This is a genomic window from Bartonella sp. LJL80 (assembly GCF_054871565.1).
Genome location: NZ_JBTXLM010000001.1, coordinates 892,413 through 908,728, shown reverse-complemented (window position 1 = coordinate 908,728; position 16,316 = coordinate 892,413). Strand labels below are relative to the sequence as shown.

Annotated in this window: 16 protein-coding genes; 1 reads left to right on the top strand and 15 read right to left on the bottom strand. The window is 49.5% G+C overall.

Annotation, left to right across the window (positions count from 1 at the left end; all coding sequences use genetic code 11):
• Positions 1–73: 73 nt before the first annotated feature.
• The 8 genes from ACYSNS_RS04070 to otsB all read right to left on the bottom strand — a co-directional run bounded on the left by ACYSNS_RS04070 (position 74) and on the right by otsB (position 7,862).
• Positions 74–1,087 (bottom strand): hemolysin family protein, encoded by a 1,014-nt coding sequence (locus ACYSNS_RS04070; protein ID WP_461721828.1) that lies wholly within the window; start codon positions 1,085–1,087, stop codon positions 74–76.
• Positions 1,088–1,179: 92 nt separating this feature from the next.
• Positions 1,180–1,659 (bottom strand): rRNA maturation RNase YbeY, encoded by a 480-nt coding sequence (gene ybeY, locus ACYSNS_RS04065; protein WP_461721827.1) that lies wholly within the window; start codon positions 1,657–1,659, stop codon positions 1,180–1,182.
• Complete coding sequence (locus tag ACYSNS_RS04060) at positions 1,656–2,678, bottom strand: PhoH family protein (protein WP_461721911.1); 1,023 nt, start codon at positions 2,676–2,678, stop codon at positions 1,656–1,658. The genes ybeY and ACYSNS_RS04060 overlap by 4 nt, the downstream gene beginning before the upstream one ends.
• 187 nt (positions 2,679–2,865) lie before the next feature.
• Complete coding sequence (gene miaB, locus ACYSNS_RS04055) at positions 2,866–4,236, bottom strand: tRNA (N6-isopentenyl adenosine(37)-C2)-methylthiotransferase MiaB (protein WP_461721826.1); 1,371 nt, start codon at positions 4,234–4,236, stop codon at positions 2,866–2,868.
• 31 nt (positions 4,237–4,267) lie between these two features.
• A complete protein-coding gene (rimI, locus tag ACYSNS_RS04050; protein WP_461721825.1) occupies positions 4,268–4,759 on the bottom strand; it encodes a ribosomal protein S18-alanine N-acetyltransferase in 492 nt (163 codons plus the stop codon).
• Complete coding sequence (gene tsaB, locus ACYSNS_RS04045; RefSeq protein WP_461721910.1) at positions 4,756–5,424, bottom strand: tRNA (adenosine(37)-N6)-threonylcarbamoyltransferase complex dimerization subunit type 1 TsaB; 669 nt, start codon at positions 5,422–5,424, stop codon at positions 4,756–4,758. Before tsaB ends, rimI begins: the two co-directional genes overlap by 4 nt.
• 321 nt (positions 5,425–5,745) lie before the next feature.
• Entirely contained in the window at positions 5,746–7,158 is a 1,413-nt protein-coding gene (gene otsA / locus ACYSNS_RS04040; RefSeq protein WP_461721824.1) for an alpha,alpha-trehalose-phosphate synthase (UDP-forming), read from the bottom strand.
• Complete coding sequence (otsB, locus tag ACYSNS_RS04035) at positions 7,155–7,862, bottom strand: trehalose-phosphatase (protein WP_461721823.1); 708 nt, start codon at positions 7,860–7,862, stop codon at positions 7,155–7,157. The genes otsA and otsB overlap by 4 nt, the downstream gene beginning before the upstream one ends.
• Before the next feature lie 172 nt (positions 7,863–8,034).
• Here otsB and dps point away from each other — a divergent pair, with 172 nt between their 5' ends.
• A complete protein-coding gene (gene dps, locus ACYSNS_RS04030; RefSeq protein ID WP_461721822.1) occupies positions 8,035–8,523 on the top strand; it encodes a DNA starvation/stationary phase protection protein Dps in 489 nt (162 codons plus the stop codon).
• A gap of 474 nt (positions 8,524–8,997) precedes the next feature.
• Here the strand turns inward: dps and cyoD are convergent, their stop codons facing one another.
• From cyoD to dnaN, 7 genes are all read right to left on the bottom strand, one after another.
• Positions 8,998–9,420, bottom strand: coding sequence for a cytochrome o ubiquinol oxidase subunit IV (gene cyoD / locus ACYSNS_RS04025; protein WP_461721821.1), 423 nt, complete (start codon positions 9,418–9,420; stop codon positions 8,998–9,000).
• Complete coding sequence (locus ACYSNS_RS04020) at positions 9,420–10,085, bottom strand: cytochrome (ubi)quinol oxidase subunit III (RefSeq protein ID WP_461721820.1); 666 nt, start codon at positions 10,083–10,085, stop codon at positions 9,420–9,422. The genes cyoD and ACYSNS_RS04020 overlap by 1 nt, the downstream gene beginning before the upstream one ends.
• On the bottom strand, positions 10,082–12,100 hold the full coding sequence (cyoB, locus tag ACYSNS_RS04015; protein ID WP_461721819.1) for a cytochrome o ubiquinol oxidase subunit I: 2,019 nt from the start codon (positions 12,098–12,100) through the stop codon (positions 10,082–10,084). The genes ACYSNS_RS04020 and cyoB overlap by 4 nt, the downstream gene beginning before the upstream one ends.
• 77 nt (positions 12,101–12,177) lie before the next feature.
• Positions 12,178–13,158: a ubiquinol oxidase subunit II gene (gene cyoA / locus ACYSNS_RS04010; protein WP_461721818.1), complete on the bottom strand. Its 981-nt coding sequence runs from the start codon at positions 13,156–13,158 to the stop codon at positions 12,178–12,180.
• Between the two features lie 267 nt (positions 13,159–13,425).
• Positions 13,426–13,869 (bottom strand): type II 3-dehydroquinate dehydratase, encoded by a 444-nt coding sequence (gene aroQ, locus ACYSNS_RS04005; protein WP_461721817.1) that lies wholly within the window; start codon positions 13,867–13,869, stop codon positions 13,426–13,428.
• Between the two features lie 53 nt (positions 13,870–13,922).
• Positions 13,923–15,068, bottom strand: a complete 1,146-nt coding sequence (recF, locus tag ACYSNS_RS04000; RefSeq protein WP_461721816.1) for a DNA replication/repair protein RecF — start codon at positions 15,066–15,068, stop codon at positions 13,923–13,925.
• An 11-nt stretch (positions 15,069–15,079) separates the two neighbouring features.
• The gene (dnaN, locus tag ACYSNS_RS03995; RefSeq protein ID WP_461721815.1) at positions 15,080–16,198 is read right to left on the bottom strand and encodes a DNA polymerase III subunit beta; all 1,119 of its coding nucleotides are present in this window, start codon (positions 16,196–16,198) and stop codon (positions 15,080–15,082) included.
• Between the last annotated feature and the right edge of the window lie 118 nt (positions 16,199–16,316).

Here is a 16,316-nt window from a genome sequence, read left to right as displayed (position 1 = left end):
CAAAATCAAGCCACCCTGAACCTATAAGAGTGGAACATTCCTTAAAGAGCAATCGCCTTTTAAGGCGATGTTTTTAATCCTTAGACGACGACTTCTCAGAAAGACTTTTGCGTTCATCGTCTGGAATTCGCTGAATACGTATGCGCTTGATCCGACGCTTATCTGCCTCGAGAATACGGATACGATAGCCTGGAACGGGTTCTACCAATTCACCCTTGGCAGGAATCCGGTCCAATACCGATACAATCAATCCACCGATCGTATCAACATCTTCACCATGTTCCTTGACATCGAAATCAGGACCGAGTGCTTCCTCGACATCCTCAAGTTCGGCGCTGGCATCAACCAGCCACTTATTATCCGGCTCACGAATGATCAGAATATCGACGTCGTCATGTTCATCCTCAATATCACCGACGACAAGTTCGACGATATCTTCCATGGATGCCAAACCGTCTGTGCCGCCATATTCATCGATAACCAACGCCATCTGCGTACGCGTGGCCTGCATCCGTGTTAAAAGCTGGCTCGCCAGCATGGAGCCTGGCACAAACAGTACCGTGCGAATGAGATCAAGTTGTCCGATTGGCTGACAAAAATCCACATGGGATAAATCCAATGCGCCGTCTTTTTTTCCCGGACGTGCTGAACGGGTAATAAAGTTCAACACGTCGCGAATATGGATCATGCCACGAGGATCATCCATGCTTTCGGCATATACCGGCATACGCGAATGTCCCGACTTTTCGAACTGGTCCAACGCTTCTGTCAACGTGGTGTTGATTTCCAAAGCCTCGATTTCAGACCGAGGTATCATCACATCTTCCACCCGCGTTTCGCGAAGCCGTAGAATATTGTTGAGCATGATACGCTCTTCGGGTGAAAATAATGCGTTTTCATCATTATTATCCGCGGCTAACGCATCTGTCAGATCGTCCCGCAAGGAAGAGTTATTGCGCGCACGTAAAAATGGAAAAAGATTGCCAAGCAATGAACGCTTTTCCGCATTTTGCGTGCGCTGCGGACTCTGCCCCTCACTATCCTGTGAGGGATCGGCATTATTCGAACTGTTTGTTTTTTCTGTCATGATCCCGAAATCTTCTGGTGTTTTTGCTTATCAAACCAGAGAATATATCCCAATATTATATTGACGCTCTATTAACTTCAATTGTGTTCTTTTTAAAACGATACCGCATAAGGATCTGCAATAGCAAGACTATGCAGAATTTCTCTTTCCAGTTGCTCCATTTGTTCGGCATCCTCATCATTTTCATGATCGTAGCCCATAAGGTGGAGGAGCCCATGAACCAGCAAATGGCTGAGATGATCTTCAAAGCGCTTATTTTCTTCGTCCGCTTCACGGGTCACAGTTTCACAGGCAACAATAATATCACCCAACATCGGCCCCGCTTTATCTCCTGCTTTAACTGGAAATGCCGGAAAAGATAGAACATTCGTCGCTTTGTCAATTCGACGCCATTCAGCATTAATCCGGCGGATCTCATCATCATTGGTGAAGACGAGGCTCAGCTCACTTTCCAAATCTTCTAAACCTAGTCGCTTCAACGTGGCGGTCAGCGCTGCTTCGACAATGCTTTGTAGCACGTGCTGTTCCGCCCAGCCTTCGCTTGCGATGGCAATATCCGTCGATACTGTCATTTTCCGTCGCTCGCAGCTGTCGCATTGCCTTGTCGGCGTTTTTCAGCCTGCTCACGCGCATCACGGTCATAGGCCGTGACAATGGCGGCTACCAGAGGATGACGAACAACATCTTTCTCGTTGAACCTCACCGTGACAATATTTTCGACATTGCCCAAAATCCGCATCGCTTCGGTTAATCCGGATCGTTGCCCGGCAGGAAGATCAACCTGACTTGGATCACCGGTGACGATCATTCGCGCACCTTCGCCTAACCGCGTTAAAAACATTTTCATCTGCATCGATGTGGTATTTTGCGCTTCGTCAAGGATAACGGCGGAATGAGCCAATGTGCGCCCGCGCATAAAAGCAAGCGGCGCAATTTCTATCACACCGGCAGCCAAAGCCCGTTCAACCTTTTCAGCCGGCATCATATCGTATAAAGCGTCATAAAGGGGACGCAGATAGGGATCGACTTTTTCCTTCATATCGCCTGGCAGAAAGCCAAGCCTTTCGCCCGCCTCCACCGCTGGACGAGAAAGAATAATGCGTTCTACCACGCCACGCTCAAGCAGCATTGCAGCATGGGCGACAGCAAGATAGGTTTTACCTGTTCCAGCCGGACCAACACCGAAAACCAGCTCTGCCCGTTCCAACGCCCGCATATAGGCATCCTGCGTCGGAGTGCGGGCATAAATCGTTTTTTTACGCGTCGAAATGCGCGCGATGGCCAATTTGGCGGCTGCTTGTTCCATCGTCGGAAGCTCCAATTGGTCATCTGCCGCACCAGCCATGGCGATTGCGCCATCAACATCCGAAAGGCCGGGCTCTTGCCCGCTCTTTACCAGGCCATAGAGCTGATCAAGCGCCTGACGTGCGATCTCCGTTTCCGCGGAAGCGCCCCGAATGGAAACCTCGTTTCCCTGAGCACGCACGTCAACACCAAGCTTTTGCTCGATGCGGGCCAGATTTTCGTCGAATTTTCCGAAAACGGCGCTGGCATGGCGGTTTGTTTCGAATGTCAAAACAATATGCGCCATATCAGATGCGCCAGTCCGGCTGTCGGTAATATCAGATTTGGATTTGCCTGTCGGCTTTTTGCCGGTTGAAGTGTTCAACCCGTTCTCCTGAAAAAAACTCACTCAGCTTTAATATAGTGCGGATTATCGAAAGTGAAACACATTTTGTCACTGGGAAGTTTTGTCATACCGAATTTCCGTGTTTCGGCTATGCAACGGTAACGCCGAACAAACTATTTGACCGCGCATCCTGCAGATCAACTTGAATAATATCACCAATCTTGGCGTCGGTCGTGACTGCTACAGGCAGAAGCCATGGTGAACGCCCCATCATTTGTCCGTCATGCCTTCCGGCCTTTTCGATCAGCACGTCTGTGGCCTGCCCGACCTTGGAGCGTAAAAATGCATGCTGTTGATCAAGCAACAGCGCCTGCAAACGCTGTAAGCGCTCATCTTTGACTTTTTCTTCGACATGGCCTTTCATCGATGCTCCGGGGGTTCCCGGCCTTGGAGAATATTTGAAAGAATAGGCAGTGCTATAGCCGACATGCTCAATCAGTTTGATTGTATCTTCAAAGTCTTCATCTGTTTCACCCGGAAAACCGATAATAAAATCACCTGAAAATGCTATATCGGGCCGAACAGAACGGATGCGGTCAATCAAAGCGAGATAATCAGCCGCCTTGTGCTGCCTGTTCATCGCCTTCAGGATACGATCCGAACCGGATTGTACCGGCAGATGAAGATAGGGCATCAACATGTCCAAATCGCGATGGGCAGCAATCAGGCTGTCATCCATATCGCGCGGATGGCTCGTTGTATAACGGAGCCGCTTGACACCCTCAATTTCTGCCAGATGGTAGAGCAGTTCGCCCAGCCGCCATGTTTTGCCATCCGTGCCCGCACCATGCCAACCATTCACATTCTGGCCAAGAAGCGTTATTTCACGCACTCCGGCATCGACCAGTTGCCGAGCTTCTTCGGTTATCTGTTCAACACTGCGCGAAACCTCGGCCCCGCGTGTATATGGGACAACGCAGAACGTACAGAATTTGTCGCAACCCTCTTGGACGGTCAAAAAAGCACTTACACCGCGTTTTTGCACTGCACGCCGATTATGGGCGGGCAAATGGGCAAATTTGTCTTCAACGGCATATTCCGTTTCAACAACCTTTTTGCCTTGCTTGACCTTCTGCAACAACTCCGGCAATCGATGATAGGTTTGCGGGCCGACAACCAAGTCGACGCCGGGCGCACGACGGAGGATTTCCTCGCCTTCAGCCTGCGCAACGCAGCCCGTAACACCAATGGTCAATGGCCTGGAGGGCATTCTCTTTTGCCGAAGAACACGCAACCGCCCCAAATCGGAATAGAGCTTTTCAGCGGCTTTTTCACGGATATGACATGTATTGACCAAGATGAGATCAGCGTCATCAGGGGTTTCTGTTGCAACATAGCCTTCGGCGTCAAGGCTGTCGCTCATCCGCTGGCTGTCATAGACATTCATCTGACACCCATAGGTCTTGATAAAAACCTTACGGGTATTGTCGATCTGATTTTTTTGGTTTGCTTCGCTCATAGCGCGCTTCTAGCCGTTTTTCGGGCAAATCTCAATCTTTTTGCTGAAAACTTCTTCGCATAATCAAAGCATCACTCCGCCCAGCAGAAGTTTCATAGTAAGCAGGCCGACGCCCAACTTCAACAAAGCCAAAACGCTTATAAAGTTGCAGTGCAGAACCGTTACTTTCATCCACTTCAAGGAACAAGGCTGTCGCCCGTTCGTGATGGAGATGGCGCAAGACTGCGTCCATTAAGCGCTGGCCAACACCTCTGCCCCTAAAGTTGGGGTGCACTGCAATGGTGATGATTTCAGCCTCATCGACGATCAATCGACACAAGACAAAGCCCAATATTCTGTTTGGTTGCCCGACAAGACGTAATAGAAAGCCAAAAACCTGCCGATCCAAAAGGAACCCGCTGAATGTATCCTCATCCCAAACATGAAGAAAAGAGTGACGATGGATGTCATGAAGCAACGCACTGTCGTCCGTCGTGATAGGCGAAACCGAAAAATTGTTTTTGGCAAAAGGAAAGCCGATCATGCCTGCGTCCTGGGCAGGGCATAGCCTGTTTGCGGTTTGGCATCAGCATCGCGCAAATATAAAGGTTTCGGACGACCGTCAGCGTCTTTTAACGCACCAAGGGCGGAATAGGTCAAAACATCGGCGCTTTCGATCACAAAAATATTGGCAATAGCATCGTCTTGCATGCTGGCGATAAGATTTGCTGCAGGCCCCGAAAGCACAAAATCTGGCATCAGTGACAGGACACAATCGGTGCGAGTTTGCAAATAAGGCGTTTTGAGAGGCTTTGAATCTGCACAAAAGTCCTGACGATAAACCATGTCGCGCCCGGCATCGATCAAGGCGGTAACGCCGCGATTTGCGTGCGCCTGTTGTGCCTCATAGGCTATTGCTTCAAGTGAACTGACACCGATAGCCGGTTTTTGCAAAGCGAGCGATAGTGCACGTGCAGTTGAAACACCGATCCTGACACCTGTAAATGAACCGGGGCCGATATTGACAATGAACTTGTCGACCATCGCCAAGGCCAACTCAGATTGCTGAAGCGCAAGCGTTATTTGGCCAACCAGTTTTTCCGCATGTCCCTTGCCAATGGTCTCACTGACACGCGCCCGCTGCTTGCCATCTTCGACAATAGCAACAGCGCAATTATTGGAAGCTGTATCAATCGCAAGTGTTATCATCACGCTGTTTTAAATCATTGTTTGGCGAAACGAAAGAATACAGTCTTTAAAATTCTCTCTTTTCTAGAGCGGTTCCTGATTGCTATGAATCATCAATCGGATGAGATACCGCGACAAATCAAAAGCTTGAGACGCGCCGGCCGGATAGCATCAGGTCGGAAAGCGCTTTAAACATGGTGATGTCCAACGTGAGAATATCATGGTGATCCGTGACAGAAGCAGCTCGAACGCCCTGGCGGCGTGTGGATGCCAGCGGAAATAACCATGTCTGTTCAGCGACAACATGGATTGGAGCAATTTTATACCGGTCGGAGACCCAATTTATATAGCCATGGCCATCGGCGGAACCTGGGCAACAGGCGTGCCCCGTAAAACCTCAAGAAAATCAGCACACCATCGAGCAACATTATTCCGATCCAATTGTTCCTTCATAGGGTGCCATCTCTGGATTCTCTCTTCCAAAGACATAGAAAGTGCGCGCGCAATGGCATCACTCATTGCGTCTCTGTCATAAGGATTGACGAGAAGAGCATTCTTCAACTCACGTGCCGCGCCAGCAAAACGCGATAATACAAGAACACCGGGGTCTTCAGGGTTTTGTGCAGCTACATATTCTTTTGCGACCAAATTCATCCCATCACGCAATGGAGTGACCAGCCCAACTCTCGCAGCCCGGTATAGGCCTGCCAAAACATCTCGTTGCGTCGACTGATTGACGTAGCGTATCGGCGTCCAATCAATGCGGCCATGATCACCATTGATACGCCCGGCCAGTTCTGCAACCCGTTTCTGCATCGTCTCATATTCAGCAACATCACTGCGAGATTTCGGCGTAATTTGTAAGAAAGTGACGCGCCCTCGGCTTCCCGGATATGATTGGATAAAGCGTTCATACGCCTCCAAACGATGAATGATGCCCTTCGAATAATCCAGCCGATCAACGCCAATAATAAGATCTCTTTCACCCAGGCTTTGCTTCATGCGATTCAATTTATGATTATTGCTGTTATTCGCAGCCATTGCGGCAAAATCAGCAGTATCAATGCCTATCGGAAAGGCAGCGGCATGAAATGCCTGATTATACGCATAAAAACGTCCGTCCTCTCCTCTTCCGCCCACGCCTTCGCGTTCAAGACAATTGGTGAAATTATCAACATCATGATCGGTCTGAAAGCCGACAACGTCATATGCCGCCAAGCCGCGTAATATGGTTTCGTGGACCGGCAAGGTGAAGAACACATCCGCTGGCGGCCAAGGGATATGCATGAAAAAACCGATGGGATTTGAAATACCGATCTGGCGCAGTTCTGACGCTAACGGGATCAAATGGTAGTCATGAACCCAGATAATATCATCCGGTTCAATCAACGGCGCAAGCTTTTCCGCAAACAGCCGATTAACCCGAAAATATCCCGACATATCCTGACGCGCATAATCAATCAAATCAATGCGGTAGTGGCAGAGCGGCCACAACATCCGATTGGCAAACCCCGCATAATACTCTTCCATATCACGGCGGGATAAATCCATCAGCGCATATTGTATGCGACCATTCTGCTGCATCGAGATTTCCGGTTTCTTGGCGGCCGACATTGTTTTTCCAGACCACCCCATCCAAATGCCACCCTGTTTTTGCAAGGCAGCATGGAGGGCTACAGCTAGCCCTCCTGCCGGAAGATCGCCGTTTTTCTCCGGCAGCGGTACGCGGTTGGAAACAACAATGATACGGCTCATAACAACCGACTTTCAAGCCATTTACGCAAGCTCTGAGGCGTCGGCAAGCTGCAAACGGCGGCACTCATAGGCAATCTTCTGCCAATGCTCACCGATAGACCACCAAAATTTCGTGCCGTGACAAACATCGACTCATCTGTCAGGTCATCGCCGAAACAAATAGGTCGGCGCTCGGCAAAAGAAGGATCTTTCATGAAGAAACGGAGGGCTTTTCCCTTGTCTGGCGCTGCCGGTTTCAATTCCACCACCATGCGACCGCGTTGGGCAGCATAGTTCGGGCCAGCCATGTTTAACGCCTTGACGATCAGATCGCCCGCAATGGGTTGAAGTTCAGGATTTTGCCGGAAGTGAAGCGCGATCGCCGCCCCTTTATCCTCGATGAGCAGCCCATTCCAATTTTCAACTTCACGTTTCAGGAACTTTTTTGCCTGGTCAAAGCGCAACGATGTCGGGCAACGGTGATAGAGGCCCTGAGCATCCCTTATCTCTGCACCATGTAGGCCCGCCACCGGCAGGCGTACGCCAAGCAGACGGTCGGCATCCGAAATGCTGCGGCCTGTCACGAGAGCAAGCGCGCCATCCAATTTGGCATATAATTTTTGCAGTGTCCGTCCCAAATCTGTCGGGACGACCACTTGGTCGGGCGTACTGGCTATGTCGATCAGCGTGCCATCGATATCAAGGAAAAGCGCGACAGACTCCATATTTGTCCTCCCGAAGCTTTGATATTGGAATATTGGGTTTTGGGTGTATTGTTCAATTTGCATCATGGCGAGTGAATTAGGGTTTTGCTTATGGACGGCAAGTTTTTTTTTAATGGAACCTTATGACGCCTGATGCGTTAGCACGATGTAGTAAATTCAAGCGGAGATAGTTATGATTAAGAACCACAAAACCCGTAATGATATGGCTTCGAATGCCAAAACGACTGCAGTCGCCCTGCTGAACAAGAACCTTGCCAATATGATTGATCTTGCTTTGATTACCAAGCAAGCCCATTGGAACTTAAAGGGTCCCAATTTCATTGGCGTCCATGAAATGCTTGACGGCTTCCGCGACACTCTTGATGAGCATGTCGATATCATTGCGGAGCGTGCAGTGCAACTTGGTGCAACAGCACTCGGCACCACTCAAACAGTGAATGAGACTTCAAGTTTGAAAGATTATCCGACTGACATCTATAAAGTGCATGATCATTTGTTAGCTTTGATCGAGCGTTATGGCGATGCTGCAAATGAAATGCGTAAGGCAATCGACGAAGCCGATGAAGCTGGCGATGCGGATACAGCCGATATCTTCACCGCCGCTTCGCGCGATCTTGATAAGAACCTATGGTTTCTGGAAGCACATATCCAGGAAAGCTAAGTTCGATCAACAAATATCCTACTTTGAAGCAATGGCGCTCGGTAAACAACCGAGCGCTTTTTTGTTAAATTGGCAATTTCGTATCTATCCGATAGTCGAGCCGTCTTTCCGCAAAGCCTGTGTGCAATCTATTTTTTGAGGATTCAAAGAGTGCAATAGCTCAACATCTGGGGATAATGCCACGCACTTTGAGTGAGAAAACCACGTTGGAACTGTCGATCGCGGTGAATAAATCTAAACCGACGCAGTTTCGACTTCTTGTGAACGTCGCCTGTCCGAGAATTTGAATAGGTTCCGACCAAAGGGTGTTTACAGCCATCACTCTAAGCCATGCGGTTGTCTTCTCGGAAGCATCAAACTCAATCGCATGGTGCACTGATCATTTTGAATCGTAACCAAAACAAAAAGCCCCGCAATGCGGGGCTTTTCACTTTTCTCAATCGCACTGTCAATGACAGCTGCAATCTTTAATGCCTATTGAGCGGGTGCTGCCGGTTCAGTTTCCGCAGCAGGAGCAGGAGCTCCACCAGGCAACTGATCCAACAGATCCGGCTGAATGATACGGCCTGAACCACCCATCATATTGTAGTTAAGATGGGAAATCGCCCACCATGTACCGCCAATAATGACGAATACACAGACAGCAGCAAACCACATTGAGCCAACATTCCACTTGGCATCTGGCCCCTGATTGAGGTGCAGAAAGAAAACAATCTGAACCACGATCTGGATCAAAGCCATACCGATAAGGTAGATGACCTTGGTGCTGACAGCCCAGTTATCAAGCATGCCCTGCATAACAGGAATGAATGATGCGAGGGTCAAAATGACGGCTAAGATAAAGCCGACCATGTATTTACCGGTGCTTGCACCGTGTGCTTCATCATGTGCGCTCATTACAGTGCTCCCAGAAGATAGACAGCGGTAAAGACGCCAACCCAGACGATGTCAAGGAAGTGCCAGAAGATAGACAAGCAAGCCAAACGTGTCTTGTTGTCTTCATCCAGACCACGGCGGCTTAGATGTACAAACATCAATGCCATCCAGATCAGACCGGTTGTGACGTGTAGACCGTGTGTGCCGACCAACACAAAGAAGGCTGACCAATAGGCGGAAAGAACTTCTTTACCGAAAATTTTCAGGCCGGTTTCAGGATCAATACCGGCATAGGCAGCTGGATCGAAATAGAACACTTCACCAAGAAGATGATGAAACTCGTAAATTTCCATTCCGATAAAGCAGGCGCCGAGAATGAAGGTAATACCGAGCCAGGTTTTCACCCCGCCCAAATTGCCCTTATACACCTGCACCATAGCCAAGCCATAAGTGATCGATGAGAACAGCAACAGTGCCGTTTCAACCAGAACGAAGTTCAGGTCGATAAACTCCTTGCCGGGCTTGCCGCCGCCATAGGCGGAGGCAAACACTGCAAAAGTGGCGAACAATGTCGAGAAGAGAATCAAGTCCGAAAGGATATAAACCCAGAACCCGAAAGTCATCGTCGAACTGCTGTCGTGATGATGGTCGTCCGCGTGAGCGGTATTTAATGCTGTCGCGCTCATGCTTTTACTCCTTGTGCCTTAAGAACGGCGCCGAATTCGTCTTCCGTCTTTTGCACGTCTTCAGCTGAAATGTAGTAGCCATGATGGTTACCGCTCAGCGAATGGTGAAGAATGGTTACAACGAAAGCGATAAAGCTTACAGCAACCAACCACCAGATGTGCCAGACAAGAGCAAAACCCAGTACCAGCATCAGGATGCCTGCAACAAAACCTGCACCTGTATTGGAAGGCATATGGATTTTGTCGAAACCGTTCTGTTTACGGCTTTCACCGCGTTGTTTCATATCCCAGTAGGCATCATCCGACTGAACCACAGGAATTGATGCGAAGTTGTAAGCTGGAGGAGGCGAAGAAATCGACCATTCCAACGTACGGGCATCGCCCCATGGATCGTTCTGCATGACAGGCAAAGAGCCCTTGTGCTTAATACCATACCAGATGGCGAGCACAACTTGCAGCACGAAGCAAAGGATACCAAGAAGGATGATGAACGCACCAACAGCGGCAATCATAAACATTGGCTGCCAGCTTGCTTCCACATAGTGCTGGAGACGACGGGTAGCGCCCATCAAGCCGACCGCATAGATCGGGAAGAAAGCCACATAGAAACCGACGAACCAGAACCAGAACGATGCGATACCCAAAGCGCGATTTGGCTTGATACCGAATGCTTTCGGGAACCAGAAGGCCAGACCACCGAGATAGGAGAACACAACGCCGCCAATAATCGTGTGGTGGAAGTGAGCAACCAGGAACAGCGAATTGTGGAACTGCCAGTCAGCAGGAACAATTGCCAGAAGAACACCGGTCAAACCGCCACCGACGAAGGTGAACATCATGCCCATAGCCCACAACATTGGAGGCTCGAAGCGAATGCGGCCCTTATACATGGTGAAGAGCCAGTTGAAGACCTTCACACCGGTCGGGATCGCGATGATCATCGTTGCAACACCGAAGAATGTGTTAACAGCCTCGCCGCCACCCATGGTGAAGAAGTGGTGACCCCAAACGATAAGCGAAAGGATCAAAATCACCAGAACAGCCCAAACCATCGACGTATAACCGAAGAGACGTTTGGACGAGAAGGTTGGAACGATTTCAGAAATAATACCGAAAGCAGGTACAACCAAAACATAAACTTCAGGGTGACCGAATATCCAGACATAGTTGATCCAGACCATCGGGTTACCGCCAGCGGTATTGGTGAAGAAATTCATATCAAGGTAACGGTCACCAGCGAGCAATGCGTAAGCAACTGCCAAAGGTGGGTAGATTACAAGGATAAGAACGTTTGAAACCAATGCAGTCCAGCAGAAAACCGGCATCTTCATCATGGTCATGCCAGGGGCACGCATTTTGATGATTGTCGCCACAAAGTTGACTGCACCCATCGTCGTCGCAATACCGGATAGCTGCAAGGACCAGAGATAATAATCCACACCTGTATCGGGGCTATTCGCAAGCTCCGAGAAAGGAGGATACATCAACCAGCCACCGCGACCGAAATTACCGATACCGAGCGAAATGTTGATAAGGATGGCACCTGCAAAGGTGATCCAGAAGCCCAGATTGTTGGCGAAAGGGAAAGCCACATCGCGGGCACCCAACTGTAGCGGCAAAACATAGTTGAAAATGCCGAACAGCAATGGCGTTGCCATGAAGAAAATCATGATGGTGCCATGCGCCGAGAAAATCTGGTCAAAGTGATCAGGCGGCAAGTAACCGGCATTTTCCGTGCCGAGCGCAAAAGCCTGATGTGTACGCATCATGATAGCGTCGGCAAAGCCGCGCACAAGCATGACAATGGCAAGCACGATATACATGATACCGATGCGTTTGTGGTCAACCGTCGTAATCCAGTTGCGCCACAGAATTCCCCACCAGCCGAGGAGCGTAAGGGCTGCAAGAACCACAACACCCAATACAACAATGGCAATGCATGTGTATAGGACAATGGGTTCATGCGTCAGCGCATGAAACGCTCCGGCTACCGGGTCTGTAAGTCTTCCAAACATTTTTCAACCCATATCAAATGAATTTCGGTTTGGAGGGGACACTGCCGTTAAGAGAGCAGGCCCCTTCCTCGATAGTTTTACTGCTTTTGAACCACACCCGGATCAAACACGGAGCACAGTTCGCCCCACAACGTCTGAGCCGCTGCAAGTTTCATCTGGTCTTCGTTACACGTTGTACCGTCGTCTACACAACGATTGACAATCCGATAATAGAGACCCTTTTCAACCTGCGAGAAATAGCGTACTTCCGCATCTTTTTCCTTACCCGCTACATCACCCATTTTCGGGGCGAATGAAAGCTGACGATAAGATGCACGATCAAGCGTATTACCGCTCTCACGGGCTTTGGCGACCCAGTTATCGAACTCGCCCTGTGACACTGAATGCCACTTGAAACGCATATTCGAGAAACCATCACCACTATAGTTTGCGGATGAGCCGTTAAATGCGCCCTGCTGATCAGCAATAAGGTGCAACTTGGCGTTCATCTGCGGCATAGCATAAAGAACGGTACCAAGCTTAGGCACCCAAAAAGCGTTGACGGAGCTTTCAGAGGTCAACTGCAAGAAAACCTGACGGCCTTCCGGTGCGTAGATCTCATTAATAGAAGCAACACCATATTCCGGATAGATGAAAAGCCATTTCCAATCGAGCGCTACAGCGTCGATCTGAACAGGCTTGGCATCACCAGCAACTGCCGTTGAAAGCGGTTTAGATGGCTCAAGCTTAAAGGTGTAGTAAGCGGTCAGGGCTGCCAAAACAGCCACGATCACGATTGGAATACCCCACATGAAGGTTTCCACTTTATTGGAATGTCCCCAATCCGGCAGATATTCTGCTTCGGTGTTGGTGGCACGATATTTGATTGCGAAAGCAACAATAGCAATCATCACCGGAATGACGACGCACAGCATCACAACAACACAGATAATAATCAAAATTAGCTGTTGATGCGCAACGTAGCCCGCCGGATTGAGAACATCAAATTCACAACCCGACAAGAGCAAAGCAGATGCTAAAACACCCAACAGCCCAGTTAGTTTACCAAAGTTTTTCATTCTTACCTGCCTCTTTATATGCATCGCATATTCTTGCGCGAGGGTATTTATGTTCATTTCGTCAAGGAAAAGCGGCTTTCCACCTCTCCAACTTTCCCTGTCCGACCGTCTATGGTTCTGAAAAAATCAACCCCAATAGCAACCAGACATGACGTTGCCACAAACGCAATTGTGGCATCATCTGGGCACGTCTTACTCCTTGGGTAGAATTTCGCAAGGGGATTTTGCCCCCCTGCGTCAATATTGCGCGGTTTTCTCGCTGTTTTCTTACACTTTGGACAGCTTGCGACCGATATATTCAATTGCAAATTCATACCCTGCGCTGCCACACCCGGCAATCACAGCATCTGCCCGCGCCGAGACAAAGGAATGATGGCGAAATGCCTCCCTTTGATGGATGTTGGAAAGATGAACCTCTACGACCGGGCCTGCAAACATTTTCAAAGCATCCAAAATAGCAACCGATGTATGGCTATAGGCGGCCGGATTGATGACGATTGCATCTTTCGTCCCGATTGCTTCCTGTATCCATCCGACCAGCTCGCCTTCGCAATTGCTTTGCTGAAACGTAACACCGAGACCGAAAGATGAAGCACGCTTGTGACAAAGCGCCTCAATATCGTCCAGCGTTTCGTGACCATAAATATCCGGTTCCCTTTTGCCCAGAAAGTTAAGATTGGGTCCATTTAGAATCAATATATTTTTCGGCATTGGTACACTTTCGATTATGCAATGATCTGGGGTTTCCCGCCAGCTTACCATGTTTACATCGAGAACAAAGCCCCATCCGCTATTTCAAAAAATTCAGCCCGCCCTTCTAACGCATTGAATAGCGCGCGGTCCGTACCCGTCATAAATGCCTGACCGCCAAGGTCATCAAGAATATCAAAGAGAGCAGCACGACGCCTATGGTCAAGATGCGCGGCCATTTCATCAAGCAACAGAATGGGTGCCATCCCCGAAACCTTCGCGGTCACTTGCGCGTGTGATAAGATAAGGCCCGTCAACAGCGCTTTTTGTTCACCGGTTGAACATAGAGCGGCAGCCATGTTTTTATCCGCATAGATAACCTGCAGATCACTGCGATGCGGCCCTTCCATTGTGCGTCCGGTAGCACGATCCAACTCCCGACCGTTGCGCAGGCGCTGCATATAGTCTTCCTCAACATCAATGGCAGAGCGGATAGTCAATGATTGCTCCAATAATCCATCAACAGACAGGGCGGCGCGCGGAAAGGTAGAATCAGCCGTATAGGCAGCACCCATCTCTTCCAACAATCTGACGACATCCAAACGTGCGGCAGCTATTGCGGTTGCCAGCTCCGCCATCTGCACTTCCAATGCGTCAAACCAGCTGCCATCCCGGCTGCCTTCCAGCAAAAGCCGATTGCGCGAACGCATCAACTTTTCAAAATCCATAACGCGACGAGCATGAGCGGGGTCAATCGCAAGAACCATCCTATCCAGGAATCGGCGTCTGTCGGCTGCTGAACCAGTGAATAATCCGTCCATCGCCGGTATGAGCCAGCTGACGCGGCAGTATTCCGCCAGACGATCTGCGGGTGTATTCGTGCCATCGATGCGGATTTTACGCCCACCCTCACCGGCCTCGAGTGCCGTTCCAATATTGACGTCACCATATAAAGCTGATTGCAAGTGGGCAAAAACGACAAAGCCACCATCGGAACGCATTGATGCGGGAATATCGTTATAGGCTGCGCGCCGCAGCCCCCGCCCCGGCGACAAAAAAGAAAGCGCTTCCAGAAGATTGGTCTTACCGGCACCATTATGGCCGGTAAAGACGACATGCTGCCCTGAAAAACCTAGGGCAAAAGAATTATAATTACGATAGTTGGTAAGTTGCAACTGCCGGACGACCACCCTTTGTGCTTGCCCGTCAAGCGCGTTCACGCAAACTATCCCTATACACGCATTGGCATCAGCACATAAAGCGCGTCAGCATCATCGTTATCGCGAATGAGTGTCGGTGCACCTGCATCAGCCAACATGAAGACGGCTTCATCACCTGAAAGCTGCGATGTGATATCCAAAAGGTAGCGTGAGTTAAAACCGATCTCGATAGAATCAGCCTCATAATCGGCGACAATCTGATCCTCAGCGCTGCCCGAATCAGGGTTGTTTACGGTCAATGTCAGCTGACCATTCTCAATCGTCAGCTTAACGGCACGTCCGCGATCGCTCGAAATGGTCGAAACACGATCAACTGCCGATGCAAAACTTTGCCGATTGATTGTCAGTTTTTTATCATTGCCGACAGGAATAACGCGCTGATATTCGGGGAATGTACCGTCAATCAATTTCGACGTAAGCACGACAGAGGCAACCACGAAACGTATCTTGGATTCGGAAACCTCGATACGAATTTCATTATCGGATTCTTCGCCTAACAGTTTTTGCAACTCTCCCACAGCCTTCCGTGGAATGATCACACCCGGCATCCCCTCGGAACCTGAAGGGGCATCGGTTTCTGCTTGCGCCAAACGGTGTCCGTCGGTTGCAACTGTACGAAGTTTCAAACCGTTATTGTCGATAACATGAAAGTAAATACCATTGAGGTAATATCGGGTTTCTTCCGTTGAAATGGCAAACTGCGTGCAATCAATCAAACGCTTGAGGGCGGAGGCCGACAAAGAGAAACTATGGCTGAACTGGCCAGCACTCAATTCTGGAAAATCGGCCTTCGGCAGACATTGCAAACGAAAGTTTGCCCGCCCTGACACCACTGACATTGCATTTCCGTCTTCGCCAACGGATAGCATGATCTCGCCGCCATCAGGGAGCTTACGCACAATATCATATAAGAGATGAGCGGGAACAGTCGTCGATCCGGCCTGCTCAACATTGGCACCGGTCGACTCTGTCACCTCAAGATCAAGATCGGTTGCCTTTAACTCCATTCCACCATTGACGGCATCAATCAACACGTTTGACAGGATAGGAATTGTATTGCGGCGTTCCACCACGCGGTGAACCCGACCAAGGGACTTCAAAAGATGACTACGATCAACTGTAATGCGCATATTGGATACTCGCTTATACTCTGCCGATTAAACCTGTATTTCCAACGCAACGATGAGCTTCCCCGTTAAAATAAGGAATCACACACCCAATAGCGTTGGTAAAAGTTTAAAATGGCAG